Origin of the sequence: Microbacterium sp. (genome assembly GCF_030149085.1) — a bacterium.
Classification (GTDB): Bacteria; Actinomycetota; Actinomycetes; order Actinomycetales; family Microbacteriaceae; genus Microbacterium.
In genome coordinates, this window is the sequence record NZ_JASBSF010000308.1 from 1 (window position 1) to 2,210 (window position 2,210).

General features: G+C 66.0%; 2 protein-coding genes. One reads left to right on the forward strand and one right to left on the reverse strand.

The annotated features are described in order from the left end of the window. The first annotated feature begins 195 nt into the window (after nucleotides 1–195). Nucleotides 196–699, forward strand: a complete 504-nt coding sequence (locus Q1V87_RS12740) for a pyridoxamine 5'-phosphate oxidase family protein (protein WP_300593512.1) — start codon at nucleotides 196–198, stop codon at nucleotides 697–699. Between the two features lie 6 nt (nucleotides 700–705). Here the strand turns inward: Q1V87_RS12740 and proS are convergent. Next, a partial coding sequence (gene proS / locus Q1V87_RS12745) for a proline--tRNA ligase (RefSeq protein WP_300593515.1) occupies nucleotides 706–2,210 on the reverse strand: 1,505 nt, incomplete at its 5' end.

Below are 2,210 nucleotides of genomic sequence, written 5' to 3' on the forward strand. Positions count from 1 at the left end.
TGCTCTTCTTCTGGGATCGGCCCGAGTACGTCGAGATCCGGGACCACGTACGCGCGGAGTTCGGCCTCTGAGCGCACGGTGACGCGAGTGGAAGCGACACGGGTCCGCCCCAGTCGGCTTCCGCGTCGTTACGCGGAGCCGTGACCGCTGTCAATCCCCTCGCGAGTGCCCGCGGCCACGACGCAATCTGCTGGCATGACCGAACTGACAGGAACCGAAGCCCGCGCCCGCGCCAAGGAACTCGTCGAAGACATCGACATCACGATGCTCACGACACGCGATGACAGCGGCAACCTCGTGAGCCGGCCGATGAGCACCCGCCGCATGGACGAGAACGGCGACATCTGGTTCTTCACGGCCGAGCACACCAAGAAGGTCGACGAGGCCGAAGCAGATGACGAGGTCGGACTGTCGTACTGCGACCCGAAAGCCATGCGCTATGTGTCGGTCGCAGGTCGCGCCGGTGTCGTCCACGACGATGCACTCATGCGTGAGCTGTATTCGCCGTCGCTGGAGGTGTGGTTCGAAGACGGGCTCGACACGCCCGGCATCACCCTCTTGCGAGTCACACCGGTCGAGGTGGAGTTCTGGGAACCCGGACAAAACCGTCTGGCACAGGCCGCCGGGATGCTGAAGGCGCTCGTGACCCGCGACACACCGGACGACGACATCGTCCGGCACGCGAAGATCAGCTACTAGGGCCTCTCACGCGGCGAGGCGAGCGATGGCCTCGTCAAGCAGCATCGTCTCGCGATCGCCGGTGCGGCGGTCCCAGAGTTCGACCTCGCCGGTCGCCGCTCCCCGGCCGACCACGAGGATGCGTGGCACGCCGATAAGTTCCGCATCGCCGAACTTCACTCCCGGAGACACCTTCGGTCGATCGTCGTAGACGACCTCGAGACCGGCATCCTCGAGACGGGCGCTGGCCTGCTCCGCAAGATCGAAAGCAACGGCATCCCTGCCCGTAGCGACGACGTGCACGTCGAAGGGCGCCACGGCGGTCGGCCAGATGAGACCCTTCTCGTCGTTGCTGAGTTCGGCGATGATCGCGAGGATTCGCGTAACACCGATGCCGTACGAACCCATCGTCACGGTGACGAGCTTGCCGTTCTCGTCGAGAACCTTCAGACCCAGCGTCTCGGCGAAGAAGCGGCCGAGCTGGAAGACGTGACCGATCTCCATTCCGCGCGCGAGCTCAACAGGACCAGAGCCATCCGGCGCCGGGTCGCCCGGCAGAACGTTCGCCACCTCGACGAAGCCGTCGCCGCTGAAGTCCCGGCCCGCCACGAGTGAGTGGACGTGCTTCTGGTCGATGTTCGCGCCCGTCACCCAGGACGTTCCCTCCACGACGCGCGGGTCGAGGAGATACCGGATGCCGGTCGCCGACTCTTCGCCGAGGACCGCGCCGGTCGGCGACCACGGACCGATGTAGCCCTTCACGAGGAGCGGGTTGTTCTCGAAATCGTCACCTGTCGCCGCCTCGACAGCGGCGGGGGCAAACGCCACCTCGGCCCGCTTGTCGTCGATGTCGCGGTCTCCGGGAATGCCGACCACGACGATCTCTCGCGTGCCGTCGAGGTGAGTCAGCGCCAGCACGACGTTTTTGAGCGTGTGGGCTGCCGTCCACGTTGTGTCGTCATCCGTGGCAGGACCGGCGATGCCGGGAGCCGGGGCAGCCTCGTTCGCGTTGAGGTGATCGACAAGCGTCGCGATCGTCGGGGTGCCTGGCGAATCGAAGATCACCGGATCGGGAAGGCCGGCGAGCGGGAGGGGCGCGGGGACGATCGTCGTGAACGCCTCGACGTTGGCGGCGTATCCCCCGGCGCTGCGCACGAAGGTGTCTTCACCGACGGGTGTGGGGTGGAGGAACTCCTCGCTCCGGGCCCCGCCCATGAGTCCGTTGTCGGCGTTGACGATGACGTACTCCAGCCCGAGCCGCTGGAAGATTCGCTCGTACGCGTCACGCTGGGCCTGGTAGGACGACTCGAGCCCGGCATCCGTGTAGTCGAACGAGTAGGCATCCTTCATCGTGAACTCGCGCCCACGCAGGAGCCCCGCGCGCGGCCGAGCCTCGTCACGGTACTTGTCCTGGATCTGGTAGATCGCCAGCGGCAGATCCTTGTACGAGGGATAGAGGTCCTTCACCAGGAGCGTGAACATCTCCTCATGGGTCGGCGCGAGAAGGTAGTCGGCGCCCTTGCGGTCCTGGA

What these genes read in the sequence shown, in the direction of transcription:
- Q1V87_RS12740 (WP_300593512.1), top strand. Translation starts at nt 196, where the DNA reads ATGACCGAACTGACAGGAACCGAAGCCCGCGCCCGCGCCAAGGAACTC.